Raw genomic sequence first — 817 nt, 5'->3', positions numbered from 1 at the left:
TGTGGTATAACATATGTTACAAAAACAAATAAAAAAAGAGAGGTATTCTGATATAATAGGTTTGACAACAAAAAAACCAGAAAGGAGCCTCTCTCATGACAATTATAACAGAAGAAATGCGTTTTCGCAAGAGATTATGTGATTATGCCTTAAAATATGGAGTAACAAAAGCCGCAAGACGCTACCACACAAATCGCCAATTCGTTTACAGACAATTAGCAAAATACGATGGAACAGTAAGAAGCCTAGCACTTAAGTCAAGAAGACCACACAATAGTCCAAATGCACACACAGAAGAAGAACTTAAACTAATAAAAGATATGTACAGAAGAAATGGTATCTATGGCCTTGCAGAAGTATACGTTAGATGCTTAGCAAAAGGCTATACAAGAAGTTTTTGGAGCATGTGTAGACAAATACGTGTAAAAGGATACAAAAACGTGGAAAAGCGCCGTAAAAGCTATACAAAGTATATAAAACTAGACGGCAAATATCCAGGAGATAAAGTACAAGTAGATATAAAACACGTTCCACAAGAGTGTATAAAGTTTCCAGCATATGGATGTAAATACTATCAAATAACAGCAATAGACGAGTTTAGCAGAAAAAGAATACTAAAAATAGTTAAAGAAAAAAGCACATACGAAACAAGTAAATTTTTAATAGAACTAGAAAATAAATTAGGATTCAAAATAAACACAATACAAGTAGACAACGGATATGAATTTGTAAACGATGGAGACAAGACAGACAAAACAAGCGCATTTGAAAAAGTTGCACAAAAACTAGGAATGAAGATTAAAAGGACAAGACCATA

The 817-nt window shown here is 32.9% G+C and carries 1 protein-coding gene; it reads left to right on the top strand.

What is annotated here, in order from left to right; translation table 11 throughout:
• Positions 1-95 precede the first annotated feature (95 nt).
• Positions 96-817, top strand: a 722-nt coding sequence (locus AC1EJ0_RS08150; protein ID WP_480023970.1) for a DDE-type integrase/transposase/recombinase, incomplete at its 3' end; no start/stop codon positions are given.

The organism is Fenollaria sp. C0166D3, from assembly GCF_056590255.1.
The sequence above is the reverse complement of the archived record's forward strand: the minus strand, read 5'-3'. Positions and strand labels throughout refer to the sequence as shown.